The organism is Citrobacter sp. Cpo074 (assembly GCF_030332745.1).
In the GTDB taxonomy this organism is placed as follows: Bacteria; Pseudomonadota; Gammaproteobacteria; order Enterobacterales; family Enterobacteriaceae; genus Citrobacter; species Citrobacter portucalensis.
The window spans coordinates 247,226-273,831 of sequence record NZ_JAOWHG010000023.1; the positions used below are offsets into that span (position 1 = coordinate 247,226).

The following is a 26,606-nucleotide window of genomic DNA, read 5'->3' on the forward strand; positions in this document are numbered from 1 at the left end:
ATGCTGAGTATTCTCTGGAATTTGGCTGCATTCATCATCGCACTTGGTGTGCTTATCACCGTGCATGAATTTGGTCATTTCTGGGTTGCGCGGCGCTGCGGAGTCCGCGTCGAACGCTTTTCCATTGGCTTTGGAAAAGCGCTTTGGCGGCGTACCGATAAATCAGGTACGGAATACGTCATCGCCATGATTCCCCTCGGCGGTTACGTCAAAATGCTGGATGAGCGCGCTGAACCGGTCGCACCGGAATTGCGCCATTACGCCTTCAACAATAAAACGGTTGGACAACGTGCTGCCATTATCGCCGCGGGTCCGATTGCAAACTTCCTTTTTGCTATTTTTGCTTATTGGCTGGTGTTTATCATTGGTGTCCCTGGCGTTCGTCCGGTTGTTGGTGAAATAACACCCAACTCGATTGCTGCACAGGCGCAAATTCAGCCGGGTACGGAACTAAAAGCGGTTGATGGCATCGAAACCCCTGATTGGGATGCCGTGCGATTGCAACTGGTATCCAAAATTGGCGATGAGCATACGACCCTCAGCGTGGCGCAGTTTGGCAGTAACCAGCGACAGGACAAAACGCTGGATTTACGCCATTGGGCATTTGAGCCAGACAAAGAGGATCCTGTCTCTAGTTTGGGCATGCGTCCGCGTGGTCCGCAGATTGAACCGGTACTGTCAGAAGTGCAGGTTAATTCCGCTGCAAGTAAGGCAGGTTTGCAAGCTGGCGACAGGATCGTTAAAGTCAATGGTCAGTCGCTGACGCAATGGATGACGTTCGTGACGCTGGTGCGCGATAATCCGGATACGCCGTTAGCGCTAGATATTGAAAGACAAGGAAGTTCCTTGTCTTTAACGTTAACCCCAGATTCAAAACAGGTTAACGGTAAGGCAGAAGGGTTTGCGGGCGTGGTGCCTAAAGTTATTCCTCTGCCTGATGAGTATAAGACTGTACGCCAGTATGGGCCCTTCAGCGCCATCCTCGAAGCCTCGGATAAAACGTGGCAGTTGATGAAGCTGACGGTCAGTATGCTGGGAAAATTGATTACCGGTGATGTAAAACTGAACAACCTCAGTGGGCCGATTTCTATCGCCCAGGGGGCTGGGATGTCAGCGGAGTTCGGGATTATTTATTACCTGATGTTCCTTGCGCTTATCAGCGTGAACTTAGGGATAATCAACCTGTTTCCGTTGCCCGTTCTTGACGGGGGGCATCTGCTGTTCCTGGCGATTGAAAAGCTGAAGGGCGGTCCGGTATCCGAGCGGGTTCAAGACTTTAGTTATCGCATTGGCTCTATCTTGCTGGTGTTGTTAATGGGGCTTGCACTTTTCAATGATTTCTCTCGGTTGTAAGAGAGTGTTAGGAAGAACGCATAATAACGATGGCGATGAAAAAGTTGCTCATAGCGTCGCTGCTGTTTAGCAGCGCCACCGTATACGGTGCTGAAGGGTTCGTAGTGAAGGACATTCATTTCGAAGGCCTACAGCGAGTCGCCGTTGGTGCGGCTCTCCTCAGTATGCCGGTGCGCACAGGCGACACGGTTAATGATGAAGACATCAGTAATACCATTCGTGCTCTGTTCGCCACCGGAAACTTTGAGGATGTCCGCGTCCTGCGCGATGGTGATACCCTTCTGGTTCAGGTAAAAGAACGCCCGACGATTGCCAGCATCACTTTCTCCGGTAACAAATCGGTGAAAGATGACATGCTGAAGCAAAACCTCGAGGCGTCTGGCGTGCGTGTTGGCGAGTCTCTGGATCGCACAACGCTTGCCGATATCGAAAAGGGCCTGGAAGATTTCTACTATAGCGTCGGTAAGTACAGCGCCAGTGTGAAAGCGGTGGTGACGCCGTTGCCGCGTAACCGCGTTGACCTCAAGCTGGTCTTCCAGGAAGGTGTTTCGGCGAAGATCCAACAGATCAATATCGTCGGCAACCATGCCTTCTCGACTGACGAACTTATCTCTCACTTCCAGTTGCGTGACGAAGTGCCGTGGTGGAACGTGGTGGGCGATCGTAAATACCAGAAACAGAAGCTGGCGGGCGACCTTGAAACCCTGCGTAGCTACTATCTGGATCGCGGTTATGCTCGCTTCAATATTGATTCCACTCAGGTCAGCCTGACGCCGGATAAAAAAGGCATCTACATCACCGTTAACATCACTGAAGGCGAGCAGTACAAGCTTTCTGGGGTTCAGGTGAGCGGTAACCTGGCCGGGCACTCCGCCGAAATTGAGACCCTGACGAAGATCGAGCCAGGTGAACTCTATAACGGCACCAAAGTGACCAAAATGGAAGATGACATCAAGAAGCTTCTGGGTCGCTATGGCTATGCCTATCCGCGCGTACAGTCGCAGCCTGAAATCAACGACGCCGACAAAACCGTTAAATTACGTGTAAACGTGGATGCGGGTAACCGTTTCTATGTGCGTAAGATCCGTTTTGAAGGTAACGACACTTCTAAAGACTCCGTTCTGCGTCGCGAAATGCGTCAGATGGAAGGCGCATGGTTGGGCAGCGATCTGGTCGACCAGGGTAAAGAGCGTCTGAACCGTCTGGGTTACTTTGAAACCGTTGATACCGATACTCAGCGTGTTCCGGGCAGCCCGGATCAGGTTGATGTGGTCTACAAGGTCAAAGAGCGTAACACCGGTAGCTTTAACTTCGGCGTCGGTTACGGTACCGAGAGCGGCGTGAGTTTCCAGGCTGGCGTTCAGCAAGATAACTGGTTAGGTACCGGTTATTCTGTCGGGATTAACGGTACCAAAAACGACTACCAGACCTATACTGAGTTGTCTGTCACTAACCCGTACTTCACCGTTGATGGTGTGAGCCTTGGTGGCCGCGTCTTCTATAACGACTTTGAAGCGGATGATGCAGACCTGTCCGACTATACCAACAAAAGTTATGGTACAGACGTGACGCTGGGCTTCCCGGTCAACGAATACAACACGTTGCGCGCGGGCCTGGGTTATGTACATAACAAACTGTCCAATATGCAGCCGCAGGTTGCGATGGATCGTTATCTTGAGTCAATGGGTGAGACCAATACCAACAGCTTTGCTGCGGATGACTTCACCTTTAACTATGGTTGGACATATAACAAGCTTGACCGCGGCTACTTCCCAACGGAAGGTACGCGCGTCAACCTGAACGGCAAAGTCACCATTCCGGGTTCTGACAACGAATACTATAAAGCGACGTTGGATACCGCGACCTATGTACCGATCGATGACGATCATAAGTGGGTAGTGTTAGGACGTACGAAGGTAGGCTATGGCGACGGTATTGGCAGTAAAGAAATGCCGTTCTACGAGAACTTCTATGCCGGTGGCTCCAGCACCGTGCGTGGCTTCCAGTCGAATACCATCGGTCCAAAAGCAGTCTATAAATCAGGGGCTTATGCAGGGGATCCTGACAGCTACGAAGAGTGTACCAATAAAGACGGTTCGTACTGTAAATCAGACGATGCGGTCGGTGGTAACGCCATGGCCGTAGCAAGCCTGGAATTTATTACCCCGACGCCGTTTATCAGCGATAAGTATGCTAACTCGGTCCGTACCTCCTTCTTCTGGGATATGGGTACCGTTTGGGATACTAACTGGCAGGATAGCGATCAAACTCGCGCTATTGGGGTTCCAGATTACGGTGATCCGAGCAATATCCGTATGTCTGCAGGTATCGCGTTACAATGGATGTCCCCATTGGGGCCGTTGGTTTTCTCCTACGCCCAGCCGTTCAAGAAGTACGATGGAGACAAAGCGGAACAGTTCCAGTTTAATATTGGTAAAACCTGGTAACTGTTCTTCGCAAAGGAATGTAGTGGTAGTGTAGCGATGACTTTAGGCGATCTTGCATGGGATCGCCTGGCCACGCAAAGAACTGCACCTTCGGGTGCAAATGGGATGGTAAGGAGTTAATTGTGAAAAAGTGGTTATTAGCTGCAGGTCTCGGTTTAGCGATGGCAACGTCCGCACAGGCTGCTGACAAAATTGCAATCGTCAATATGGGTAGCCTGTTCCAACAGGTTGCACAGAAGACGGGTGTTTCTGCTACGCTGGAAAACGAGTTCAAAGGCCGTGCCAGCGAACTGCAGCGTATGGAATCCGATCTGCAATCTAAAATGCAGCGTCTGCAATCAATGAAAGCAGGTAGCGATCGTACCAAGCTGGAAAAAGACGTCATGGCTCAGCGCCAGACTTTCTCTCAGAAAGCTCAGGCTTTCGAGCAGGATCGTGCACGTCGTTCCAACGAAGAACGTGGCAAACTGGTTACTCGTATCCAGACAGCTGTGAAATCTGTTGCCAGCAGCCAGAGCATCGATCTGGTCGTTGACGCAAACACCGTTGCATACAACAGCAGCGATGTAAAAGACATCACCGCTGACGTACTGAAACAGGTTAAATAAGTAATGCCTTCAATTCGACTGGCTGATTTAGCAGAGCAGTTGGATGCAGAATTACACGGTGATGGCGATATCGTCATCACCGGCGTAGCGTCCATGCAATCTGCGCAAACTGGCAATATCACGTTCATGGTGAATCCTAAATACCGTGAACATTTAGGCGTATGCCAGGCGTCTGCCGTTGTGATGACGCAGGACGATCTTCCTTTTGCTAAGAGTGCGGCGCTGGTAGTGAAGAATCCCTACCTGACCTATGCACGTATGGCGCAAATTTTAGATACCACGCCTCAGCCTGCACAGAACATTGCACCCAGTGCAGCGATCGATGCAACGGCGAAGCTGGGTAATAATGTCTCTGTGGGCGCAAATGCGGTCATTGAGTCTGGCGTAGAACTGGGCGATAACGTGGTTATCGGTGCAGGTTGCTTCGTCGGAAAAAATACCAAAATCGGTGCAGGTTCACGCTTGTGGGCGAATGTGACGATTTACCACGACATCCAGATCGGTGAAAATTGCCTGATCCAGTCCAGCACCGTCGTTGGATCTGATGGATTTGGTTACGCGAACGATCGTGGTAACTGGGTGAAGATCCCCCAGCTTGGTCGCGTGATTATCGGCGATCGCGTCGAGATCGGCGCTTGTACCACCATTGACCGTGGTGCTCTGGACGATACTGTGATCGGTAATGGTGTTATCATTGATAACCAGTGCCAGATTGCGCATAACGTTGTGATTGGCGACAATACGGCGGTAGCCGGTGGCGTCATTATGGCGGGTAGCCTGAAGATTGGCCGTTATTGCATGATTGGCGGTGCCAGCGTGATCAATGGGCATATGGAAATATGCGACAAAGTTACGGTAACTGGCATGGGTATGGTGATGCGTCCTATCACTGAACCTGGCGTCTACTCCTCAGGCATTCCGCTACAACCCAACAAGGTATGGCGTAAAACAGCTGCACTGGTGATGAATATTGATGATATGAGCAAGCGCCTCAAAGCGATTGAGCGCAAGGTTAATCAACAAGACTAAAGCACCGTTTTTGCATGTCTGACTTTTCGGCCTGTCCCATTCATACGATTGCGACAGGCCGTGTTATTATTGCCTTTTAGTATATTTTGACAGGAAGAGTATTTTGACTACTAACACTCATACTCTGCATATTGAAGAGATTTTAGAACTTCTGCCGCACCGTTTTCCGTTTCTGCTGGTTGACCGCGTGCTGGATTTTGAAGAAGGTCGTTTTCTGCGCGCAGTGAAAAATGTATCCGTTAACGAGCCTTTCTTTCAGGGCCACTTCCCGGGTAAACCTATTTTCCCTGGCGTATTGATTCTGGAAGCGATGGCACAGGCTACCGGTATCCTCGCGTTTAAAAGCGTAGGAAAACTGGAACCAGGCGAACTGTATTATTTCGCTGGTATTGATGAAGCACGCTTTAAGCGTCCTGTCGTGCCTGGCGATCAGATGATCATGGAAGTGACTTTCGAGAAAACGCGCCGTGGCCTGACCCGTTTTAAAGGGGTTGCGCTGGTCGACGGTAAAGTTGTGTGCGAAGCAACGATGATGTGTGCCCGTAGCCGGGAGGCCTGATACGTGATTGATAAATCCGCCTTTATTCACCCGACCGCCATTGTAGAAGAGGGCGCCAGCATTGGTGCCAATGCTCACATTGGCCCATTTTGTATTGTTGGACCCCATGTTGAAATTGGTGAGGGTACCGTACTGAAGTCTCACGTTGTCGTGAATGGCCATACAAAAATTGGTCGCGATAACGAGATCTATCAGTTTGCCTCCATCGGTGAAGTTAACCAGGATCTTAAATATGCTGGCGAACCGACCCGTGTGGAAATTGGCGATCGCAACCGCATCCGCGAAAGCGTCACCATTCATCGTGGCACAGTGCAGGGCGGTGGAGTGACGAAGGTGGGCAGCGATAACTTACTGATGATTAATGCGCACGTCGCGCATGATTGTACGGTAGGCAACCGCTGTATTCTGGCGAATAACGCCACGCTTGCCGGACATGTTTCGCTTGATGATTTTGTTATCATCGGCGGCATGACTGCGGTGCATCAGTTCTGCATCATCGGTGCTCATGTGATGGTTGGCGGCTGTTCTGGTGTAGCCCAGGACGTGCCTCCGTACGTTATCGCCCAGGGCAACCACGCGACGCCGTTTGGCGTCAATATCGAAGGTCTGAAGCGTCGTGGATTCACCCGCGAAGCGATTACCGCGATTCGTAACGCCTACAAAGCGTTGTACCGTAGCGGTAAAACGCTGGAAGAAGTGAAACCAGAAATCGCGGAACTGGCGAAACAGTACCCCGAAGTTCAGGCTTTCAGCGACTTCTTTGAGCGCTCAACGCGTGGCCTGATTCGTTAATGACTGAACAGCGTCCTTTAACGATTGCCCTCGTCGCCGGAGAAACCTCCGGCGATATTCTTGGTGCAGGGTTAATCCGTGCACTCAAGGCTCGCGTTCCCAATGCGCGCTTTGTTGGCGTGGCGGGTCCGCTGATGCAGGCCGAAGGCTGTGAAGCCTGGTACGAAATGGAAGAGTTGGCGGTCATGGGCATTGTTGAAGTGCTCGGACGCCTGCGCCGTTTACTGCATATTCGTGCCGACCTCACTCGCCGATTCACCGACTTAAAGCCGGATGTTTTCGTCGGCATTGATGCGCCTGATTTCAATATTACCCTCGAAGGGAACTTGAAAAAACAGGGCATTAAAACCATTCATTATGTCAGTCCGTCCGTCTGGGCGTGGCGACAGAAACGCGTTTTCAAAATAGGCAGATCCACCAACATGGTGCTGGCCTTTCTGCCTTTCGAAAAGGCGTTTTATGACAAATTTAACGTCCCGTGCCGCTTTATCGGTCATACCATGGCAGATGCCATGCCGTTGGACCCGGATAAAAATGCGGCCCGTGATGTTCTGGGTATTCCTCATGACGCTCACTGCCTGGCGCTACTGCCAGGAAGCCGTGGTGCAGAAGTGGAGATGCTCAGCGCCGATTTTCTGAAAACGGCGCAGCTATTACGCCAGCATTATCCGGATCTCGAAGTGGTGGTGCCGTTGGTGAATGCCAAACGTCGCGAGCAGTTTGAACGCATTAAAGCGGAAGTTGCACCGGAGCTTTCTGTACATCTGCTCAATGGTATGGGACGTGAAGCAATGGTGGCCAGCGATGCCGCACTGCTGGCTTCAGGTACCGCCGCGCTGGAGTGTATGCTGGCAAAATGCCCGATGGTGGTTGGCTACCGTATGAAACCCTTCACCTTTTGGCTGGCGAAGCGCATGGTGAAAACGGATTACGTTTCGCTACCTAACCTGCTGGCGGGAAGAGAACTGGTTAAAGAGCTGTTGCAGGAAGAGTGTGAACCGCAGGCGCTGTCGCAAGCGCTGTTGCCGTTGCTGGCAAATGGTAAAACCAGCCATGCGATGCACGACACATTCCGTGAACTGCACCAGCAGATCCGTTGCAACGCTGATGAGCAGGCGGCGGATGCGGTCCTGGAGTTAGCGCAATGATTGAATTTGTGTATCCGCATACGCATTTAGTGGCGGGTGTGGATGAAGTCGGGCGCGGCCCTTTGGTTGGCGCAGTCGTCACTGCTGCCGTCATTCTGGATCCGGCTCGCCCTATTATCGGTCTTAACGACTCAAAAAAACTGTCAGAAAAACGTCGCCTGGCGCTGTTTGATGAAATTAAAGAAAAAGCGTTAAGCTGGAGCCTGGGTCGGGCGGAACCGCATGAAATCGACGAGCTGAACATTTTGCATGCCACCATGCTGGCCATGCAGCGTGCGGTTGCGGGTCTGCATATTGCGCCTGAATACGTGCTGATTGATGGCAATCGTTGCCCGGCATTACCGGTACCGTCGATGGCGGTGGTCAAAGGTGATAGCCGCGTGGCGGAGATTAGCGCCGCATCGATTCTGGCAAAAGTGACCCGTGACGCTGAAATGGCGGCGCTGGATACGGTTTTTCCACAATATGGTTTTGCACAGCACAAAGGTTATCCAACCGCATTTCATCTGGAAAAATTGGCACTGCATGGTGCGACTGAGCACCATCGCCGCAGCTTTGGCCCCGTCAAACGCGCACTGGGACTCTCGTCCTGATTCTTGTGTCGAAGGAATCTGAAGATGTCTGAACCACGTTTCGTCCACCTACGGGTGCACAGCGACTACTCCATGATCGATGGGCTGGCGAAAACCGGGCCGCTGGTAAAAAAGGCGGCCGCGTTAGGCATGCCTGCGCTGGCGATCACCGATTTCACCAACCTGTGTGGTCTGGTGAAGTTTTACGGAGCGGGTCACGGTGCGGGTATTAAGCCGATAGTTGGCGCAGATTTTCATGTCCGCAGTGAGCTGTTGGGCGATGAACTCACGCAGCTCACCGTGCTGGCCGCAAATAATACCGGCTATCAGAACCTGACGTTGTTGATTTCGAAAGCCTATCAGCGCGGCTATGGCGCAGAAGGACCGGTTATCGACCGGGACTGGTTGGTTGAGCTAAAAGAAGGTTTGATTTTGCTCTCCGGCGGTCGCATGGGCGATGTCGGACGCAGCCTGCTGCGCGGCAATAGCGCACTGGTTGACGAGTGCGTGGCGTTTTACGAAGAACATTTTCCCAATTGCTATTTCCTCGAACTGATTCGCACCGGCAGGCAAGATGAAGAAAATTATCTGCACGCAGCTGTAGCGCTAGCCGAAACGCGTGGTCTACCGGTGGTGGCGACTAACGATGTCCGCTTCCTGGAAACCGGAGATTTCGACGCGCATGAAATCCGCGTAGCAATCCACGACGGGTTCACCCTTGATGACCCGAAACGCCCGCGTAACTATTCGCCGCAGCAGTACATGCGCAGCGAAGATGAGATGTGCGAGCTGTTCTCCGATATTCCGGAAGCACTGCAAAACACCGTCGAGATAGCCAAACGCTGCAACGTGACGGTGCGTCTTGGCGAATACTTCCTGCCGCAGTTCCCGACCGGCGATATGACCACCGAGGATTTCCTCGTGGCGAAATCACGCGAAGGGCTGGAAGAACGTCTCGAATTTTTGTTCCCTGACCCTGAAGTTCGTGCGCAGAAGCGCCCGCCTTACGATGAACGTCTGGAAGTTGAACTTAAAGTTATCAACCAGATGGGATTCCCTGGCTACTTCCTGATCGTTATGGAATTTATCCAGTGGTCGAAAGATAACGGCGTACCGGTAGGCCCGGGACGTGGTTCCGGCGCTGGCTCACTTGTCGCCTATGCGCTGAAAATTACCGATCTCGATCCGCTGGAATTTGACCTGCTGTTCGAACGTTTCCTTAACCCGGAACGTGTCTCAATGCCCGACTTCGACGTTGACTTCTGTATGGAGAAACGCGACCAGGTTATCGAGCACGTGGCGGAAATGTACGGTCGTGATGCGGTTTCGCAGATTATTACCTTTGGTACGATGGCTGCAAAAGCGGTTATCCGCGACGTGGGCCGCGTGCTGGGGCATCCGTACGGTTTCGTTGACCGTATTTCGAAACTGGTGCCGCCCGACCCGGGCATGACGCTGGCAAAAGCCTTTGAAGCCGAACCCCAACTGCCGGAAATCTATGAGGCAGATGAAGAGGTTAAAGCGCTGATCGATATGGCGCGTAAGCTGGAAGGCGTCACGCGTAACGCTGGTAAGCACGCCGGTGGTGTGGTTATCGCACCGACAAAAATTACTGATTTTGCGCCTCTGTACTGCGATGAGCAGGGGCTGCACCCGGTTACTCAGTTTGATAAGAACGACGTGGAATATGCCGGTCTTGTGAAGTTCGACTTCCTCGGCCTGCGTACGCTCACCATCATCAACTGGGCGCTGGAAATGATCAACGCGCGCCGTGAAAAGAACGGTGAGCCACCGCTGGATATTGCGGCTATCCCGCTGGATGACAAGAAAAGCTTCGATATGCTGCAACGCTCGGAGACCACCGCGGTCTTCCAGCTTGAATCCCGCGGTATGAAAGACCTGATCAAACGTCTGCAGCCTGACTGCTTCGAAGACATGATCGCACTGGTGGCTCTGTTCCGCCCTGGTCCGCTACAGTCGGGGATGGTAGATAACTTTATCGACCGTAAGCATGGTCGCGAAGAGATTTCCTACCCGGACGTACAATGGCAGCATGAGTGTCTGAAACCGGTACTGGAGCCGACCTACGGCATTATCCTGTATCAGGAACAGGTTATGCAGATTGCCCAGGAGTTGTCCGGGTACACCCTTGGCGGCGCGGATATGCTGCGTCGTGCGATGGGTAAGAAAAAGCCGGAAGAGATGGCTAAGCAGCGCGGCACCTTTGAAGAAGGGGCGAAAAAGCGCGGCGTAGACGGCGAACTGGCGATGAAAATCTTTGACCTGGTGGAGAAATTCGCCGGTTACGGATTTAACAAATCGCACTCCGCAGCCTATGCGCTCGTCTCTTACCAGACGCTGTGGCTGAAGGCGCATTATCCTGCTGAGTTTATGGCGGCGGTAATGACCGCCGATATGGATAACACTGAAAAAGTGGTCGGGCTGGTAGATGAATGCTGGCGTATGGGGCTCAAAATCCTGCCGCCGGATATCAACTCCGGGCTTTACCATTTTCACGTGAATGATGATGGCGAGATTGTTTATGGCATCGGCGCGATAAAAGGCGTGGGTGAAGGACCAATTGAAGCTATTATTGAGGCGCGTAACGAAGGCGGTTACTTCCGTGAGCTGTTTGATCTCTGCGCGCGCACGGATATCAAAAAACTTAACCGCCGGGTGTTGGAAAAGCTAATTATGTCCGGGGCGTTTGATCGCCTTGGCCCGCATCGCGCGGCGTTGATGAATTCGCTCAACGATGCGCTAAAAGCCGCCGATCAGCATGCAAAAGCCGAAGCCATCGGTCAGGCCGATATGTTTGGCGTGCTGGCGGAAGAACCGGAGCAAATTGAACAATCCTATGCCAGTTGCCAACCGTGGCCGGAGCAGGTGGTATTAGATGGTGAGCGTGAAACGTTGGGGCTTTACCTGACGGGACACCCCATCAACCAGTATTTAAAAGAAATTGAGCGCTATGTCGGAGGCTACAGGCTGAAAGACATGCATCCGACAGAACGTGGTAAAGTCACCACGGCTGCGGGGCTCGTCATTGCTGCGCGGGTAATGGTCACCAAGCGCGGCAATCGTATCGGCATCTGTACACTGGATGACCGTTCCGGACGTCTGGAAGTTATGTTGTTTACCGATGCTCTGGATAAATACCAGCAATTGCTGGAAAAAGACCGCATACTTATCGTCAGCGGACAGGTCAGCTTTGATGACTTCAGCGGCGGGCTTAAAATGATGGCCCGTGAAGTCATGGATATTGACGAAGCCCGGGAAAAATATGCTCGCGGGCTTGCTATCTCGCTGACGGACAGGCAAATTGATGACCAGCTTTTAAACCGACTCCGTCAGTCTCTGGAACCCCACCGCTCGGGGACAATTCCAGTACATCTCTACTATCAGAGGGCGGATGCACGTGCGCGGTTGCGTTTTGGCGCGACGTGGCGTGTCTCTCCGAGCGATCGTTTGCTAAACGATCTCCGTGGCCTTATTGGTTCGGAGCAGGTGGAACTGGAGTTTGACTAATACAGGAATACTATGAGTCTGAATTTCCTTGATTTTGAACAGCCGATTGCAGAGCTGGAAGCAAAAATCGATTCTTTGACTGCGGTTAGCCGTCAGGATGAGAAACTGGATATTAACATCGATGAAGAAGTGCATCGCCTGCGTGAAAAAAGCGTAGAACTGACGCGTAAAATCTTCGCCGATCTTGGCGCATGGCAGGTAGCCCAACTGGCGCGCCATCCACAGCGTCCGTACACCCTGGATTATGTCCGCCTGGCGTTTGATGAATTTGATGAGCTGGCGGGCGATCGTGCCTATGCGGATGATAAAGCTATTGTTGGCGGTATCGCGCGTCTGGATGGCCGTCCGGTGATGATCATTGGTCATCAGAAAGGCCGTGAGACCAAAGAAAAGATTCGCCGTAATTTCGGCATGCCAGCGCCGGAAGGCTATCGCAAAGCGCTGCGTCTGATGGAAATGGCCGAGCGTTTCAACATGCCGATCATTACCTTCATCGACACCCCAGGGGCTTACCCGGGCGTGGGCGCGGAAGAGCGTGGTCAGTCAGAAGCGATCGCGCGCAACCTGCGTGAAATGTCGCGTCTGAGCGTACCGGTAATCTGCACCGTTATCGGTGAAGGTGGTTCCGGTGGCGCGCTGGCGATCGGTGTAGGCGATAAAGTGAATATGCTGCAATACAGCACCTATTCCGTTATCTCCCCGGAAGGTTGTGCTTCCATTCTGTGGAAAAGCGCCGACAAAGCACCGCTGGCCGCAGAAGCGATGGGAATTGTTGCCCCGCGTCTGAAAGAGCTGAAGCTTATCGACTCTATCATTCCGGAACCGTTAGGCGGTGCACACCGCAATCCGGAAGTGATGGCTGCGTCCCTGAAAGCACAGCTGCTGGCCGATCTCGCCGATCTCGACGTGTTAAGCAAAGACGATCTGAAAAACCGTCGTTACCAGCGTCTGATGAGCTACGGTTACGCGTAAACTGCATTTATTCTGAAAAGGGCCACTACGTTGTGGCCCTTTTTTTTACCTGCGGTTTGACCAGGCTATGATTAACTAAGGTTTTTCCAGGAGGAACGCATGAATATCATTGCCATCATGGGACCGCATGGCGTCTTTTATAAAGATGAGCCCATCAAGGAACTTGAGCGTGCGCTGCAACAGCAGGGATTTCAGATTATCTGGCCGCAGAATAGTGTCGACCTGCTGAAGTTTATCGAACACAACCCGCGAATTTGCGGCGTCATTTTTGACTGGGATGAATATAGCCTGGAGCTGTGCAGTGACATCAACCAGCTCAACGAGTATCTCCCGCTCTATGCCTTTATTAATACCCATTCGACGATGGATGTCAGTGCGCACGACCTGCGCATGGCGCTGTGGTTTTTTGAGTATGCGCTGGGTCAGTCTGAAGACATTGCCACCCGCATTCGCCAGTACACCAGCGAATACCTCGATAACATCACGCCTCCGTTCACCAAGGCGCTGTTTACCTATGTGAAGGAAGGAAAGTATACCTTCTGTACGCCCGGGCACATGGCGGGTACGGCGTACCAGAAAAGCCCGGTCGGCTGCCTGTTCTATGATTTCTTTGGCGGCAATACGCTGAAAGCCGACGTGTCCATTTCCGTAACCGAACTGGGCTCATTGCTTGATCATACCGGTCCGCACCTTGAAGCGGAGGAGTACATCGCTCGCACCTTTGGTGCTGAGCAGAGCTACATGGTGACCAATGGCACCTCGACATCGAACAAGATTGTCGGTATGTATGCTGCGCCTGCAGGAAGTACGCTACTGATTGACCGCAACTGCCATAAGTCGCTGGCGCATTTGCTGATGATGAGCGATGTGGTGCCAATCTGGTTGAAGCCTACGCGTAACGCGTTGGGGATCCTCGGCGGTATACCCCGTCGGGAATTTACCCATGCAAGTATTGAACGCAAGGTAGAAGAGACGACTCAGGCGCAATGGCCGGTACACGCGGTGATCACCAACTCCACCTATGACGGGCTGCTTTATAACACCAACTGGATCAAGCAAACCCTGGATGTGCCCTCCATCCATTTTGATTCAGCCTGGGTGCCGTATACCCATTTTCATCCGATCTATCAGGGGAAAAGCGGGATGAGCGGCGAACGGGTACCGGGAAAGGTGATATTTGAAACCCAGTCCACCCACAAGATGCTGGCGGCGTTGTCACAGGCTTCGCTGATCCACATTAAGGGTGACTATGATGAAGACACGTTCAACGAAGCCTTTATGATGCACACCTCCACGTCTCCGAGCTATCCGATTGTGGCGTCGATAGAAACGGCGGCGGCAATGCTGCGTGGCAATTCCGGCAAGCGGTTAATCAATCGTTCGGTGGAACGGGCGTTGCATTTCCGTAAAGAAGTGCAGCGTCTGCGCGAAGAGTCGGATGGCTGGTTCTTTGATATCTGGCAGCCGGAAAAGGTCGATGAAGCAGAATGTTGGCCGGTAGCGCCAGGTGAAGACTGGCACGGATTTGTTGATGCTGATGCCGACCACATGTTCCTCGACCCTGTGAAGGTCACGATTCTGACGCCGGGAATGGATGAACAGGGAAATATGAGCGAAGAGGGGATCCCCGCGGCGCTGGTGGCGAAATTCCTTGATGAACGCGGCGTCGTCGTCGAAAAAACGGGACCGTATAACCTGTTATTCCTGTTCAGTATTGGCATAGATAAAACCCGGGCGATGGGGCTGCTACGTGGCTTGACGGAATTTAAGCGCTCGTACGATCTGAATTTGCGCGTGAAAAATATGCTGCCGGATCTGTATGCTGAAGATCCCGATTTCTATCGCAATATGCGTATTCAGGATCTGGCGCAGGGGATCCATAAGCTTATCCGCCAGCACGATCTCTCCGGACTGATGCTGCGGGCATTTGATACCTTGCCGGAAATGAAAATGACACCGCACCAGGCCTGGCAGCGGCAGATCAAAGGTGAGGTGGAAACCGTGGCGCTTGATCAACTGGTAGGACGCGTGTCCGCCAATATGATCCTGCCTTATCCTCCAGGTGTGCCGCTCTTGATGCCCGGGGAAATGATCACTGCCAAAAGCCGGGCTGTCCTCGATTTTCTTCTGATGCTGTGTTCAGTGGGGCAGCGCTACCCGGGATTTGAAACCGATATCCATGGCGCTAAACTGGGCGAGGATGGTGTGTATCGCGTGAGAGTCTTAAAAATGGCATAACGACTTGCCTGACCCTAAGACGTACGAGTAACGTGCTGACAGAAAAATGAAAGAGGCGATGACGCTATGCTGGGATTAAAACAGGTTCACCATATTGCCATTATTGCGACGGACTACGCGGCGAGTAAGGCATTTTACTGCGATGTGCTTGGCTTTACACTGATGAGCGAAGCCTATCGGGAAGAGAGAGACTCGTGGAAAGGCGATCTGGCATTGAACGGCCAGTATGTTATTGAGCTTTTTTCTTTCCCGTTTCCACCTTGCCGTCCGAGCCGACCGGAAGCCTGCGGTTTGCGTCATCTGGCGTTCAGCGTGGAGGATGTGGAAAAGTCGATCGCGCATCTGGAAGCACACCACGTGAAGTGTGAATCCATACGTATCGATCCATTTACCGGTAAACGCTTTACGTTTTTCAACGATCCGGACGGATTGCCCCTCGAACTGTACGAGATGTAAGGCTTGTCATTGTGGCATTAGCCCGGTAACGTGCCGGGCAATGCCATTGTAAGTAACCATCATGACGACACTCACGCTGAACACTTCACTGCTGAATTCTCAATCGATTTTGGTCGCCTTTAGCGGCGGGCTGGACTCAACCGTACTCCTGCATCAGCTGGTGCAGTGGCGAGCGCAGCATCCTGAGGTCGCTTTACGCGCAATCCATATTCATCACGGATTAAGCCCACATGCAGACAGTTGGGTGCAGCACTGTGAGTCAGTATGTATGCAGTGGCAGGTGCCGCTGGTGGTTGAGCGGGTACACCTTGAGGATGATGGTCTGGGCATCGAAGCTCAGGCACGACGCGCGCGCTATCAGGCATTTGCGCAGACCTTACTACCGGGCGAGGTGCTAATGACCGCCCAGCATCTCGATGACCAGTGTGAAACCTTTCTGCTGGCGCTTAAGCGCGGCAGCGGCCCTGCCGGACTTTCCGCCATGGGGGAATGTTCACCGTTCGCCGGAACTCAGCTGATTCGACCGCTGCTGGCGCAAACGCGTGAGGCGCTTGAAGCATGGGCGCGGCAGCATGAATTATGCTGGATTGAAGATGAAAGCAATCAGGACGATACCTACGATCGCAATTTCCTCAGATTGCGCGTTACCCCATTGCTGCAACAGCGCTGGCCGCACTTCGCGCAAGCCGTAGCCCGCAGCGCCGCGCTGTGTGCTGAGCAGGAGAGTTTACTGGATGAACTGCTGGCCAGCGATTTAGCCGATTGCATCACAGCCCACGGCACACTGCTACTGGTACCGTTAATGATGATGAGCGACGTGCGTCGTGCCGCGCTGCTTCGTCGCTGGCTGGCGGGGTTAAATGCGCCGATGCCTTCTCGTGATGGACTGGAACGTATCTGGCAGGAAGTGGCGCTGGCGCGGGAAGATGCCTCACCCTGTTTTCGCCTCGGGGAGTACGAGGTCCGTCGTTATCAGTCACAGCTGTGGTGGGTGAAGTCAGTCGATGGGCAAAGCGAAACCGTTATCCCATGGTTAGAGTGGAAAACACCGTTGGCGCTGCCTGCCGGATTGGGTTCGGTTCAGTTAATTTCTGCGGGTGAATTGCGCATGCCGCAAGCGGATGAAGCTGTCAGCATTCGTTTCAAAGCACCAGGGTTATTGCATATTGTCGGGCGTAACGGTGGACGGAAATTAAAGAAAATCTGGCAGGAGCAGGGGATCCCGCCCTGGCGACGAGATACCACACCGCTGCTGTTTTACGGCGAAACGTTGATTGCGGCTGCGGGTGTTTTCGTGACGCGTGAGGGAGCGGCGGATGATGAAGAAGGCGTGAGTCTGGTTTGGCGTGGAAAGTAGGCCGGATAAGGTGCTTTGCACCGTCATCCGGCACCAAAATAATCAGGATTCGCTGACCACCACGGTACCGATCTGCGGGTGGCTGAAGCTGGCAATTTTGTCGAGGCGAAGCTCCCGGGTTTCACCTGCGACATCTGCGACCAGATACTCCACGTTTTTGCGTGAAACCAGGTCGTTCGCTTTCGCCTGCAAAACTTCGCCATCTTTTAACGCCAGCGTCAGTAACAAATGGTGCTGGCAGGCGAGTTCAAGATTGTCGTAATCATCGCAGTTGATGGGTTGATACGTTTCATTCATTGACATAATCGCTCACCAGTAAGTTCGCGGCAGCATAGGCCGCTTTTTCCCTGACCGACTCTGGAAGGGCGCTGTCTGCCGCCACTTCATTAAGCACCTTCAATACGCAACCCAGCGCATCCGGGATATACCCTAAGTCTCCGCTGGCGATTTCCGCGTACCGCTTGCGTATTAACTCACAATATTTTTCCACATGCCCTCCTGTCAGCACTCTGACTTAACCGTGGATGCAAGTCTAAGCCTACGAAGATAAACTCTGTTTAGCAAGGTGACTATACCATACTCATTCAAGCAATATCAGCGCCTTGATAGATGAGCAGTTAGCAGCCTTTTGCCGCAGTTTTCGCTACAATGTGCGCCTGATTCGAAAGGAGTTCTCCCATGGCGCTTAAAGCGACAATTTATAAAGCCGTCGTCAACGTAGCGGATCTTGACCGCAACCAGTTTCTTGACGCGGCCTTGACGCTGGCGCGTCACCCCTCTGAAACCCAGGAGCGCATGATGCTGCGCCTGCTGGCCTGGATTAAATATGCCGATGAACGGCTGCAGTTCACGCGTGGCCTGAGCGCGGAAGACGAGCCTGAAGCATGGCTGCGTAACGACCATCTGGGCATCGATCTTTGGATTGAGCTGGGTCTGCCGGATGAGCGCCGTATCAAGAAAGCCTGTACCCAGTCTGGTGAGGTTGCTCTGTTTGCCTACAACAGCCGTGCGGCTCAGATCTGGTGGCAGCAAAACCAGAACAAATGTGCGCAGTTTAAAAATCTCACCGTGTGGTATCTGGATGATGAACAGCTGGCGCAACTGAGTGATTTTGCTGGTCGTACAATGGCGCTGCAGGCGACTATTCAGGACGGCGCTATTTGGCTGTCCGACTCTCAGAACAATCTGGAAATTCATCTGACCGCGTGGCAGCCGCGTTCATGATTGTTCTCTCCCGAAACGTCTCTATCCCTGATAATGAGCTGGAAATCACGGCGATTCGGGCACAAGGCGCGGGTGGTCAGCACGTTAACAAGACCTCGACGGCTATCCATTTGCGCTTTGACATTCGGGCCTCGAGCCTGCCAGAGTATTACAAGGAACGCCTGCTGGCCGCCAGCCATCATCTGATTAGCGGCGATGGCATTATTATCATTAAGGCGCAGGAATACCGTAGCCAGGAGCTCAATCGGGAAGCGGCAATCTCCCGACTGGTGGCGGTGATAAAAGAATTAACCGCGGTGCAAAAAAGCCGACAGGCAACTCGCCCTACGCGCGCCTCGAAAGAGCGCAGGTTGTCATCGAAGGCACAAAAATCCACAGTGAAAGCACTGCGCGGGAGAGTTCGTCGAACGCAAGACTGACGAGCGGGAATAAAAATTAATAAGGAATTGATAGTGAAAACAGCAATATTGTCCGTGGTCGCTGCATGCACGCTTTTTTCCTTGATCGGCTGTAATAACCGTACTGAAGTTGAAGTACTACAGCCGACGCGGGCGGCAGAATTAAAACCGATGCAGCAAAGCTGGCGTGGCATCTTACCTTGCGCGGACTGCGAAGGGATTGAAACCTCTCTGTTTCTGGAAAAAGACGGCACATGGGTGATGAACGAACGCTATCAGGGCGTGCGGGATGAACCGTCTTCGTTTGCCTCTTATGGCACATGGGCGCGTACAGCCGACAAACTGGTGCTGACCGACAGTAAAGGTGAAAAATCGTACTACCGGGCTAAAGGCGAGGCGCTGGAAATGCTCGATCGTGAAGGTAACCCGATTGAGTCACAGTTTAACTACACGCTCCAGCCGGTTTCCGCCAGCTTACCGGTGACGCCAATGCCGATGCGAGGCATGTATTTCTATATGGCTGACGCGGCAATCTTTACCGACTGCGCAACGGGTAAACGGATGCCGGTGGCGAATAACGCTCAGCTTGAACGCGACTATTTAGCCGCTCGTGCGGAAAACGGACAGTCCGTACTGCTGACGCTTGAGGCGCATTTCACGCTGGAGTCAAACCCGGATACGGGCGAGAAAGTGAAAACGTTGATGGCGGATAAAGACGCGAAATTTATCCCTGGTAAAGCGTGTAATTAATCGATAGAAAAAAGGCCCTGATAATCAGGGCCTTTTTGTTGGTATTAGCCTTTAATGGCTTTGACCAGGAAGTCGACGATGTCGCCGGTTTTAATCAGCTCTTTCTCGCCGTTACGACGGTATTTGTATTCGATATCGTCGTTGTCGAGGTTACGGTCGCCCAGCACGATGGTGTGTGGGATACCGATCAGTTCCATATCGGCAAACATCACGCCCGGACGCTCTTTACGATCGTCCATCAGCACTTCGATACCCTGCGCGCGCAGCTCAGCGTACAGCTTTTCAGCCAACTCCTGCACACGGTAGGATTTGTGCATGTTCATCGGCAGAATGGCGACCTGGAACGGGGCAATGGCATCTGGCCATACGATGCCACGATCGTCAAAGTTCTGTTCAATAGCAGCAGCGACTACGCGAGTGACCCCGATACCGTAGCAGCCCATAGTCAGCGTCTGGTTACGGCCATCTTCGCCCTGAACAGCGGCTTTCATCGCTTCAGAGTACTTGGTACCCAACTGGAAGATGTGGCCGACTTCGATACCGCGTTTGATCATCAGCGTACCTTTGCCGTCCGGGCTAGGGTCGCCGGCGACCACGTTACGGATGTCAGCAACTTCCGGGGTGGCCACGTCGCGATCCCAGTTGATACCGAAATAGTGTTTACCGTCGATGTTGGCACCGGCAGCGAAATCGCTCATTACTGCAACGGTACGGTCGATAACCACCGGAATTGGCATATTCACCGGACCGAGCGAGCCAGGACCTGCTTTTACCAGCGCACGAATTTCTTCTTCGGTGGCAAAGGTCAGCGGGCTGGCAACCTGCGGCAGTTTTTCCGCTTTGACTTCGTTCAGCTCGTGATCGCCACGAACCAGCAGGGCGACCAGCGGGTAGCTGCTGCCTTCAACCGCTTTCACCAGCAGGGTTTTCACGGTTTTTTCGATAGGCAGGTTGAACTGCTCAACCAGTTCGGCGATGGTTTTAGCGTTCGGCGTATCTACCAGCGTCATTTCCTGGGTTGCTGCCCCGCGCGGCTCTTTCGGCGCAACGGCTTCGGCAAATTCGATGTTCGCCGCATAGTCAGAGGAGTCGGAGAAGATCACATCGTCTTCGCCGCTCTGCGCCAGCACCTGGAATTCGTGAGAGGCGCTGCCGCCGATAGAACCGGTATCCGCTTGTACTGCACGGAAATCCAGCCCCATACGGCTGAAGATTTTGCTATACGCAGCGTACATCGCGTCGTAGGTTTCCTGCAGGGATTCCTGAGAGGTATGGAAAGAGTATGCATCTTTCATCAGGAATTCGCGGGAGCGCATCACGCCGAAGCGCGGACGGACTTCGTCACGGAATTTGGTCTGAATCTGATAGAAGTTCAGCGGCAGCTGTTTGTAAGAGCTCAGCTCGTTACGGATCAGGTCGGTGATCACTTCTTCATGCGTTGGGCCGAGGACGAACGAACGATCGCCACGGTCAGCAATACGCAGCAGTTCCGGGCCGTATTGTTCCCAACGGCCGCTCTCTTCCCACAGTTCAGAAGGCTGAACGACCGGCATCAACACCTCGATCGCACCGGCGTTGTTCATCTCTTCACGCACGATGTTTTCGACTTTTTTCAGGACGCGCACGCCGGTCGGCAGCCAGGTATATAACCCGGAGGCCAGCTTGCGGATCATCCCGGCGCGCAGCATCAGCTGGTGGCTGATGACTTCGGCGTCGGCAGGTGTCTCCTTCAGAGTGGAGAGCAGATATTGGCTAGTACGCATGTTGTTACGGTTCCAGTTGAACGATCGAACAGGCTCAAAACGAGCCTGGCACAAAACAAAAGTGGTTTAGTTTACCAGCGAGAAAGGGATGTCAAAAGAGTACGCGACGCAAATTAGCGGGCTTCCAGAGCAAAGACCTCAAATCCTGACGGCGTGACGCGCCAGCGGACGTTAAAGTCCAGCAGCCAGACGGCGTAGGTTTTGCCTTCTTCCTCGTTTTTACGATAGGCAGGACGCGGATCCTGCGCCAGCACTTCGGCAATAAACTGACGAAGATGCGGGTAACGTTGTTCGAGCTTAGGTAGCTGCTCCGCGAGATCTTCACTGAACGTCACGTCTATGCTGGCCTTGGGGGCATCCTGAGCATAGCTGGCGCGAGCATCGGGTAACGATTCGGCAAACGGCAGATACGGTTTTATATCTACGACTGGCGTGCCATCAACAAGATCCAGCCCACCGAGTTCGAGGATCACGTGCTCTTTATGGCAGCGGATGCCCCGTAGCTCAACCAACGACATGCCAACAGGGTTAGGACGAAACGTTGAACGCGTGGCAAAGACACCCATTCTGGCGTTGCCGCCAAGGCGGGGAGGGCGCACGGTCGGACGCCATCCACCTTCCATTGTCTGGTGAAAAACAAAAATCACCCACAAATGACTGAAGGCTTCCAGGCCGCGAACGGCATCGGCCTGGTTATAAGGTGCGAGCAAATGCAGTTCACCCCTGGCGCTTTTCACCAGACCGGGCTGGCGTGGAACGGCGAACTTTTCTTTATAAGGTGAGCGGATAACGCCTATTTGCTCGAACTGAAAATGGCTCATTTCGCCGAAATGTTCAGTGCAGAACCGATGCAAACCGCCTGACGATAGCAACCCGGCGTTCCGCTGGTCACTTCGCAACTGTGCAGCAATACCGCATTAGCTTTCATTTTTGATGCGTTAATCTGCATGCGTTTGCGTGCGGTTGGAATGCTCGGAGGGGAATCCTGGTTTGAAGCCTGGCAGGATTCACCGCTAACTTCGCCAAGATCGCGGAACGGTTTGCCTACTAAATCTTCAGCGTTAGTAATGATTCTTACCGGCGTAGCGCGCGGTGCTTTCGGTTTTTCCGGCTCCGCTTTCGGCGGGGTTGCGGTGCTTTGAACGGGTTCAACAGGGGATCTGCTTAACATAGAACAGCCGCTCAGCAAGAGTGCTACTAAACAGATCGGTAAAGCACGCATAATATTTCCTCAATGAATGATCTAAACGTCAGATATTGAATCAGGTGCTTGCATAAATGACAAGACGGGCAAGCGCCCGTCCTGATGATATTACAGATTCTGTAAACAGCCTAAAATTACCAGCCCTTAACAGCACCGCCGTTGAAGACTTTGTTTGCTGCTTCGTACACTTCGTCAGACTGGTATGCTTCAACGAATTTCTTCACGTTCTCAGCATCTTTATTGTCTTCACGAGTCACAATCAGGTTTACGTACGGGGAATCTTTATCTTCAACAAAGATACCGTCTTTTGCCGGAGTCAGGCCGATCTGGCTGGCGTAGGTGGTGTTGATGACCGCCAGTGCGATTTGTGCATCGTCCAGGGAACGCGGCAGCTGCGGTGCTTCCAGTTCAACCAGCTTCAGGTTTTTCGGGTTTTCAATCACGTCCAGCGCGGTTGGCAGCAGGCCAACACCGTCTTTCAGTTTGATTAAGCCCACTTTTTGCAGCAGCAGCAAGGAACGGCCAAGGTTAGTCGGGTCGTTTGGAATCGCGACCTGGGAACCGTCCTGCAGCTCATCCAGTGATTTGATTTTTTTGGAGTAGCCCGCAATCGGGTAAACAAAAGTATTGCCTACAGCAACCAGCTTGTAACCACGATCTTTGATCTGCTGGTCCAGGTATGGTTTGTGCTGGAAGGCGTTAGCATCGATATCGCCTTTGCTCAGCGCTTCGTTAGGCAGAACGTAATCGTTAAACGTGACCAGCTCAACGTCCAGACCGTATTTTTCTTTTGCCACTTTCTGCGCGACTTCTGCAACCTGCTGCTCTGCGCCAACAATAACGCCCACTTTGATGTGATTAGGATCTTTTTCATCCTGACCGCAACCCACAAGTGCCAGAGAACCGATCAGGGCTCCAACTGCCGCAAAGGTTTTGAATTTGAACGCCATGCTTATTTCCTTTTCTTAATGAGTTTTTAGTGTTGTGTGCAACGTTATTTGTGCGTGACAGCCCGGACGATGCGATCGCCGGATAACTGAATTAAATAAACCAGAACGACGAGCAATACCAGTACTGTATTCATTACGGTAGCGTTGTAACCAATATAGCCGTACTGATAGCCAATCTGTCCAAGACCACCGGCACCGACGGCACCGCCCATCGCGGAGTAACCAACCAGCGTGATAAGGGTGATGGTGGCCGCATTGACCAGTCCTGGCAGCGCTTCTGGCAGTAATACCTTACGTACAATTTGCAGCGGTGTGGCGCCCATCGCACGAGAGGCTTCTATCAGCCCGGTCGGGATTTCGAGCAGCGCGTTTTCCACCATACGGGCGATAAACGGCGCGGCACCGACGGTCAGCGGAACGATAGCTGCCTGCAGTCCGATAGAGGTGCCTACGATCATGCGGGTGAACGGAATCATCCACACCAGTAAGATGATGAACGGGATGGAACGGAAAATGTTCACCAGCGCAGAGAGCGTACGGTAGAGCTTCGCGTTCTCAATAATTTGCCCCGGACGCGTTACATACAGCAACACGCCGACCGGCAGACCAATCACAAAGCCAAAAAAACCGGACACAAAGGTCATTGCCAGCGTTTCCCATACGCCGCGAACCAGCAGCCACATCATCGGCTCAGACATAACCCAGTACCTCTACTTTTACATGGTGTTCCTGCAACCAGCTAATGGCTGCTTGTGTATCTTCCTGTGTGCCGTGCATTTCAGTCAGCATGATTCCGAACTTTACACCGCCGGCGTAATCCATCTGCGCGCTAATAATGTTGTTATTCACATTAAAGCGACGGGCCGTCTCAGAAAGTAGCGGTGCATCGACCGAATGACCGGTGAATTCCATACGCAGCATCGGCACGCTGTCGGCTTCCGGCTCCGCTTTTAAACGTTCCAGATAATCTTCCGGAATATCCAGGTGCAGCGTGGACTGGATAAATTTCTGTGCCAGCGGCGTTTTCGGGTGTGAGAACACTTCACTAACGGTGTCTTGCTCAATCAGTTCACCATTACTGATGACCGCCACGCAGTCACAAATACGTTTTACAACGTCCATCTCGTGAGTAATCAGCAGAATGGTGAGTCCCAGACGACGATTAATATCTTTCAATAATTCCAGAATCGAGCGTGTCGTTGCCGGATCGAGTGCGCTGGTGGCTTCATCGCACAGCAACACTTTGGGATTACTTGCCAGCGCACGGGCGATCGCCACACGCTGTTTTTGTCCACCGGAAAGGTTGGCCGGATAGCTATCGTGCTTGTCGCCAAGACCAACCAACTCCAACAGCTCTGTTACGCGGCGTTTGATCTCTTCTTTTGGCGTGTTATCCAGTTCCAGCGGTAGTGCGACGTTACCGAACACCGTACGGGAAGAGAGCAGGTTAAAGTGCTGAAAAATCATGCCGATTTGACGGCGAGCTTTAGTCAACTCCGACTCAGAAAGCGTGGTCAGCTCCTGACCGCCAACCTGAACGCTGCCTTCGGTAGGGCGTTCGAGTAGGTTAACGCAGCGGATGAGCGTACTTTTACCGGCACCGGAGGCGCCAATAACGCCATAAATCTGCCCGGCAGGAACATGCAGGCTAACATTATTTAGCGCCTGAATGGTGCGAGTCCCCTGCTGGAACACTTTGGTGATATTCGAAAGTTTAATCATTGGTTATTTATTATCGTAATTAAGTTAGCCGTGGCATTTTCGTCTGTCAGGTACGGTCGAAGCCGTCAACAAGATGGATGTTAAGGCATCCAGACGTCTAAATCAATCGGGCTTTGCACGATGAGCACTTTCTTGCCCGCTGAAACATGCGATACTAGAGTCACATGCCTTATTCAGGAGCTATAAAAGGTGGCAAAGTCTGTACCCGCAATTTTTCTCGACCGTGACGGTACCATTAATGTGGACCACGGTTATGTACATGAGATCGACGAGTTTGAGTTTATCGACGGCGTTATTGATGCCATGCGTGAACTTAAAAAGATGGGTTACGCGCTTATTATCGTGACGAACCAGTCTGGTATCGCGCGTGGTAAATTTACTGAGGCGCAGTTTGAAACGTTGACCGAATGGATGGACTGGTCGCTGGCCGATCGCGACGTTGAGCTGGATGGTATCTACTACTGCCCGCATCACCCGCAGGGTACTGTAGAAGAGTATCGTCAGGTCTGCGACTGCCGTAAACCGCATCCTGGCATGTTTATCTCCGCCCGAGACTTCTTGCACATCGATATGGCCGCTTCTTATATGGTAGGCGACAAAATTGAAGATATGCAGGCGGCGGCAGCTGCGAATGTTGGCACGAAGGTATTGGTCCGCACAGGCAAACCCGTCACGCCGGAAGCAGAAAATGCGGCAGATTTGGTCATAAATAGTCTGGCAGACCTGCCAATGGCGATAAAAAAGCAGCAAAAGTAAGCGTTGTGGATAAAAGGTGAGCGGTTGAAACAAAAATGCATTTTTCCGCTTGTCTTCCTGAGTCGACTCCCTATAATGCGCCTCCATCGACACGGCGGATGTGAATCACTTCACACAAACAGCCGGTTCGGTTGAAGAGAAAAACCTGAAAATGAGGGTTGACTCTGAAAGAGGAAAGCGTAATATACGCCACCTCGCGACAGAGCGCTAAAGCGCGTCGCAACTGCTCTTTAACAATTTATCAGACAATCTGTGTGGGCACTCGAAGATACGGATTCTTAACGTCGCAAGACGAAAAATGAATACCAAGTCTCAACGAGTGAACACGTAATTCATTACGAAGTTTAATTCATTGAGCATCAAACTTTTAAATTGAAGAGTTTGATCATGGCTCAGATTGAACGCTGGCGGCAGGCCTAACACATGCAAGTCGAACGGTAGCACAGAGGAGCTTGCTCCTTGGGTGACGAGTGGCGGACGGGTGAGTAATGTCTGGGAAACTGCCCGATGGAGGGGGATAACTACTGGAAACGGTAGCTAATACCGCATAACGTCGCAAGACCAAAGAGGGGGACCTTCGGGCCTCTTGCCATCGGATGTGCCCAGATGGGATTAGCTAGTAGGTGGGGTAACGGCTCACCTAGGCGACGATCCCTAGCTGGTCTGAGAGGATGACCAGCCACACTGGAACTGAGACACGGTCCAGACTCCTACGGGAGGCAGCAGTGGGGAATATTGCACAATGGGCGCAAGCCTGATGCAGCCATGCCGCGTGTATGA

The 26,606-nt window shown here is 52.6% G+C and carries 25 protein-coding genes and 1 rRNA gene; 18 read left to right on the forward strand and 8 right to left on the reverse strand.

Going from position 1 to position 26,606, the window contains the following annotated elements:
- The 13 genes from rseP (at window position 1) to tilS (ending at window position 17,059) form a co-directional block, all read left to right on the forward strand.
- A complete protein-coding gene (gene rseP, locus OGX83_RS02195; RefSeq protein ID WP_003829173.1) occupies window positions 1–1,353 on the forward strand; it encodes a sigma E protease regulator RseP in 1,353 nt (450 codons plus the stop codon).
- A 29-nt stretch (window positions 1,354–1,382) separates the two neighbouring features.
- Window positions 1,383–3,800: an outer membrane protein assembly factor BamA gene (bamA, locus tag OGX83_RS02200; protein ID WP_048236100.1), complete on the forward strand. Its 2,418-nt coding sequence runs from the start codon at window positions 1,383–1,385 to the stop codon at window positions 3,798–3,800.
- Window positions 3,801–3,922: 122 nt separating this feature from the next.
- Entirely contained in the window at window positions 3,923–4,408 is a 486-nt protein-coding gene (gene skp / locus OGX83_RS02205; protein ID WP_003018533.1) for a molecular chaperone Skp, read from the forward strand.
- A gap of 3 nt (window positions 4,409–4,411) precedes the next feature.
- A complete protein-coding gene (gene lpxD / locus OGX83_RS02210) occupies window positions 4,412–5,437 on the forward strand; it encodes a UDP-3-O-(3-hydroxymyristoyl)glucosamine N-acyltransferase (protein ID WP_006686790.1) in 1,026 nt (341 codons plus the stop codon).
- Between the two features lie 103 nt (window positions 5,438–5,540).
- The gene (gene fabZ, locus OGX83_RS02215) at window positions 5,541–5,996 is read left to right on the forward strand and encodes a 3-hydroxyacyl-ACP dehydratase FabZ (RefSeq protein WP_003018528.1); all 456 of its coding nucleotides are present in this window, start codon (window positions 5,541–5,543) and stop codon (window positions 5,994–5,996) included.
- A 3-nt stretch (window positions 5,997–5,999) separates the two neighbouring features.
- On the forward strand, window positions 6,000–6,788 hold the full coding sequence (gene lpxA, locus OGX83_RS02220) for an acyl-ACP--UDP-N-acetylglucosamine O-acyltransferase (RefSeq protein WP_003018525.1): 789 nt from the start codon (window positions 6,000–6,002) through the stop codon (window positions 6,786–6,788).
- The gene (gene lpxB, locus OGX83_RS02225; RefSeq protein WP_191215142.1) at window positions 6,788–7,936 is read left to right on the forward strand and encodes a lipid-A-disaccharide synthase; all 1,149 of its coding nucleotides are present in this window, start codon (window positions 6,788–6,790) and stop codon (window positions 7,934–7,936) included. The genes lpxA and lpxB overlap by 1 nt, the downstream gene beginning before the upstream one ends.
- Entirely contained in the window at window positions 7,933–8,529 is a 597-nt protein-coding gene (gene rnhB, locus OGX83_RS02230) for a ribonuclease HII (protein WP_003018518.1), read from the forward strand. The genes lpxB and rnhB overlap by 4 nt, the downstream gene beginning before the upstream one ends.
- Before the next feature lie 24 nt (window positions 8,530–8,553).
- Window positions 8,554–12,036: a DNA polymerase III subunit alpha gene (dnaE, locus tag OGX83_RS02235; protein WP_008786271.1), complete on the forward strand. Its 3,483-nt coding sequence runs from the start codon at window positions 8,554–8,556 to the stop codon at window positions 12,034–12,036.
- A 12-nt stretch (window positions 12,037–12,048) separates the two neighbouring features.
- The gene (gene accA / locus OGX83_RS02240; protein WP_003829164.1) at window positions 12,049–13,008 is read left to right on the forward strand and encodes an acetyl-CoA carboxylase carboxyl transferase subunit alpha; all 960 of its coding nucleotides are present in this window, start codon (window positions 12,049–12,051) and stop codon (window positions 13,006–13,008) included.
- Window positions 13,009–13,107: 99 nt separating this feature from the next.
- Window positions 13,108–15,246 (forward strand): lysine decarboxylase LdcC, encoded by a 2,139-nt coding sequence (ldcC, locus tag OGX83_RS02245; RefSeq protein WP_100271477.1) that lies wholly within the window; start codon window positions 13,108–13,110, stop codon window positions 15,244–15,246.
- Between the two features lie 66 nt (window positions 15,247–15,312).
- Entirely contained in the window at window positions 15,313–15,702 is a 390-nt protein-coding gene (locus OGX83_RS02250) for a VOC family protein (RefSeq protein ID WP_008786273.1), read from the forward strand.
- A 61-nt stretch (window positions 15,703–15,763) separates the two neighbouring features.
- A complete protein-coding gene (gene tilS / locus OGX83_RS02255; protein ID WP_032942411.1) occupies window positions 15,764–17,059 on the forward strand; it encodes a tRNA lysidine(34) synthetase TilS in 1,296 nt (431 codons plus the stop codon).
- A 42-nt stretch (window positions 17,060–17,101) separates the two neighbouring features.
- Here the strand turns inward: tilS and rof are convergent, their stop codons facing one another.
- A complete protein-coding gene (gene rof, locus OGX83_RS02260) occupies window positions 17,102–17,362 on the reverse strand; it encodes a Rho-binding antiterminator (RefSeq protein WP_003018503.1) in 261 nt (86 codons plus the stop codon).
- The gene (locus OGX83_RS02265) at window positions 17,349–17,549 is read right to left on the reverse strand and encodes a YaeP family protein (RefSeq protein ID WP_003018499.1); all 201 of its coding nucleotides are present in this window, start codon (window positions 17,547–17,549) and stop codon (window positions 17,349–17,351) included. Before OGX83_RS02265 ends, rof begins: the two co-directional genes overlap by 14 nt.
- Before the next feature lie 188 nt (window positions 17,550–17,737).
- Between OGX83_RS02265 and OGX83_RS02270 the strand changes: the two genes are divergently transcribed.
- The 3 genes from OGX83_RS02270 to nlpE are packed head-to-tail and all read left to right on the forward strand — an operon-like array spanning window position 17,738 to window position 19,431.
- Window positions 17,738–18,283 carry a YaeQ family protein gene (locus OGX83_RS02270; RefSeq protein WP_003018497.1) on the forward strand — a complete coding sequence of 182 codons (546 nt, stop codon included), beginning with the start codon at window positions 17,738–17,740 and terminating at the stop codon, window positions 18,281–18,283.
- Window positions 18,280–18,702: an alternative ribosome rescue aminoacyl-tRNA hydrolase ArfB gene (gene arfB / locus OGX83_RS02275; RefSeq protein ID WP_032942412.1), complete on the forward strand. Its 423-nt coding sequence runs from the start codon at window positions 18,280–18,282 to the stop codon at window positions 18,700–18,702. The genes OGX83_RS02270 and arfB overlap by 4 nt, the downstream gene beginning before the upstream one ends.
- 30 nt (window positions 18,703–18,732) lie before the next feature.
- Complete coding sequence (gene nlpE / locus OGX83_RS02280; RefSeq protein WP_085951559.1) at window positions 18,733–19,431, forward strand: envelope stress response activation lipoprotein NlpE; 699 nt, start codon at window positions 18,733–18,735, stop codon at window positions 19,429–19,431.
- Between the two features lie 44 nt (window positions 19,432–19,475).
- Here the strand turns inward: nlpE and proS are convergent, their stop codons facing one another.
- From proS to metN, 6 genes are all read right to left on the reverse strand, one after another.
- Window positions 19,476–21,194 (reverse strand): proline--tRNA ligase, encoded by a 1,719-nt coding sequence (gene proS, locus OGX83_RS02285; protein ID WP_057067120.1) that lies wholly within the window; start codon window positions 21,192–21,194, stop codon window positions 19,476–19,478.
- 113 nt (window positions 21,195–21,307) lie between these two features.
- The gene (tsaA, locus tag OGX83_RS02290) at window positions 21,308–22,015 is read right to left on the reverse strand and encodes a tRNA (N6-threonylcarbamoyladenosine(37)-N6)-methyltransferase TrmO (RefSeq protein ID WP_286587276.1); all 708 of its coding nucleotides are present in this window, start codon (window positions 22,013–22,015) and stop codon (window positions 21,308–21,310) included.
- Window positions 22,012–22,416: an envelope stress sensor lipoprotein RcsF gene (gene rcsF / locus OGX83_RS02295; RefSeq protein ID WP_003018477.1), complete on the reverse strand. Its 405-nt coding sequence runs from the start codon at window positions 22,414–22,416 to the stop codon at window positions 22,012–22,014. The genes tsaA and rcsF overlap by 4 nt, the downstream gene beginning before the upstream one ends.
- Before the next feature lie 116 nt (window positions 22,417–22,532).
- Window positions 22,533–23,348: a methionine ABC transporter substrate-binding lipoprotein MetQ gene (gene metQ / locus OGX83_RS02300; RefSeq protein WP_003829145.1), complete on the reverse strand. Its 816-nt coding sequence runs from the start codon at window positions 23,346–23,348 to the stop codon at window positions 22,533–22,535.
- Window positions 23,349–23,392: 44 nt separating this feature from the next.
- On the reverse strand, window positions 23,393–24,046 hold the full coding sequence (locus OGX83_RS02305) for a methionine ABC transporter permease MetI (RefSeq protein ID WP_003018471.1): 654 nt from the start codon (window positions 24,044–24,046) through the stop codon (window positions 23,393–23,395).
- Window positions 24,039–25,070: a methionine ABC transporter ATP-binding protein MetN gene (gene metN, locus OGX83_RS02310; RefSeq protein ID WP_048227055.1), complete on the reverse strand. Its 1,032-nt coding sequence runs from the start codon at window positions 25,068–25,070 to the stop codon at window positions 24,039–24,041. Before metN ends, OGX83_RS02305 begins: the two co-directional genes overlap by 8 nt.
- A 189-nt stretch (window positions 25,071–25,259) precedes the next feature.
- Here metN and gmhB point away from each other — a divergent pair, with 189 nt between their 5' ends.
- A complete protein-coding gene (gmhB, locus tag OGX83_RS02315) occupies window positions 25,260–25,826 on the forward strand; it encodes a D-glycero-beta-D-manno-heptose 1,7-bisphosphate 7-phosphatase (protein WP_003829138.1) in 567 nt (188 codons plus the stop codon).
- A gap of 369 nt (window positions 25,827–26,195) precedes the next feature.
- A 16S ribosomal RNA gene (locus OGX83_RS02320) occupies window positions 26,196–26,606 on the forward strand; the annotation flags it as partial.

Excerpts from the sequence above, each read along its gene's own strand:
- rseP (WP_003829173.1), top strand. The coding sequence starts at position 1 with ATGCTGAGTATTCTCTGGAATTTGGCTGCATTCATCATCGCACTTGGT.
- bamA (WP_048236100.1), top strand. The coding sequence starts at position 1,383 with ATGGCGATGAAAAAGTTGCTCATAGCGTCGCTGCTGTTTAGCAGCGCC.
- lpxD (WP_006686790.1), top strand. The coding sequence starts at position 4,412 with ATGCCTTCAATTCGACTGGCTGATTTAGCAGAGCAGTTGGATGCAGAA.
- lpxB (WP_191215142.1), top strand. The coding sequence starts at position 6,788 with ATGACTGAACAGCGTCCTTTAACGATTGCCCTCGTCGCCGGAGAAACC.
- rnhB (WP_003018518.1), top strand. The coding sequence starts at position 7,933 with ATGATTGAATTTGTGTATCCGCATACGCATTTAGTGGCGGGTGTGGAT.
- dnaE (WP_008786271.1), top strand. The coding sequence starts at position 8,554 with ATGTCTGAACCACGTTTCGTCCACCTACGGGTGCACAGCGACTACTCC.
- accA (WP_003829164.1), top strand. The coding sequence starts at position 12,049 with ATGAGTCTGAATTTCCTTGATTTTGAACAGCCGATTGCAGAGCTGGAA.
- ldcC (WP_100271477.1), top strand. The coding sequence starts at position 13,108 with ATGAATATCATTGCCATCATGGGACCGCATGGCGTCTTTTATAAAGAT.
- OGX83_RS02250 (WP_008786273.1), top strand. The coding sequence starts at position 15,313 with ATGCTGGGATTAAAACAGGTTCACCATATTGCCATTATTGCGACGGAC.
- tilS (WP_032942411.1), top strand. The coding sequence starts at position 15,764 with ATGACGACACTCACGCTGAACACTTCACTGCTGAATTCTCAATCGATT.
- rof (WP_003018503.1), bottom strand. The coding sequence starts at position 17,362 with ATGTCAATGAATGAAACGTATCAACCCATCAACTGCGATGATTACGAC.
- OGX83_RS02270 (WP_003018497.1), top strand. The coding sequence starts at position 17,738 with ATGGCGCTTAAAGCGACAATTTATAAAGCCGTCGTCAACGTAGCGGAT.
- arfB (WP_032942412.1), top strand. The coding sequence starts at position 18,280 with ATGATTGTTCTCTCCCGAAACGTCTCTATCCCTGATAATGAGCTGGAA.
- proS (WP_057067120.1), bottom strand. The coding sequence starts at position 21,194 with ATGCGTACTAGCCAATATCTGCTCTCCACTCTGAAGGAGACACCTGCC.
- tsaA (WP_286587276.1), bottom strand. The coding sequence starts at position 22,015 with ATGAGCCATTTTCAGTTCGAGCAAATAGGCGTTATCCGCTCACCTTAT.
- rcsF (WP_003018477.1), bottom strand. The coding sequence starts at position 22,416 with ATGCGTGCTTTACCGATCTGTTTAGTAGCACTCTTGCTGAGCGGCTGT.
- metQ (WP_003829145.1), bottom strand. The coding sequence starts at position 23,348 with ATGGCGTTCAAATTCAAAACCTTTGCGGCAGTTGGAGCCCTGATCGGT.
- OGX83_RS02305 (WP_003018471.1), bottom strand. The coding sequence starts at position 24,046 with ATGTCTGAGCCGATGATGTGGCTGCTGGTTCGCGGCGTATGGGAAACG.
- metN (WP_048227055.1), bottom strand. The coding sequence starts at position 25,070 with ATGATTAAACTTTCGAATATCACCAAAGTGTTCCAGCAGGGGACTCGC.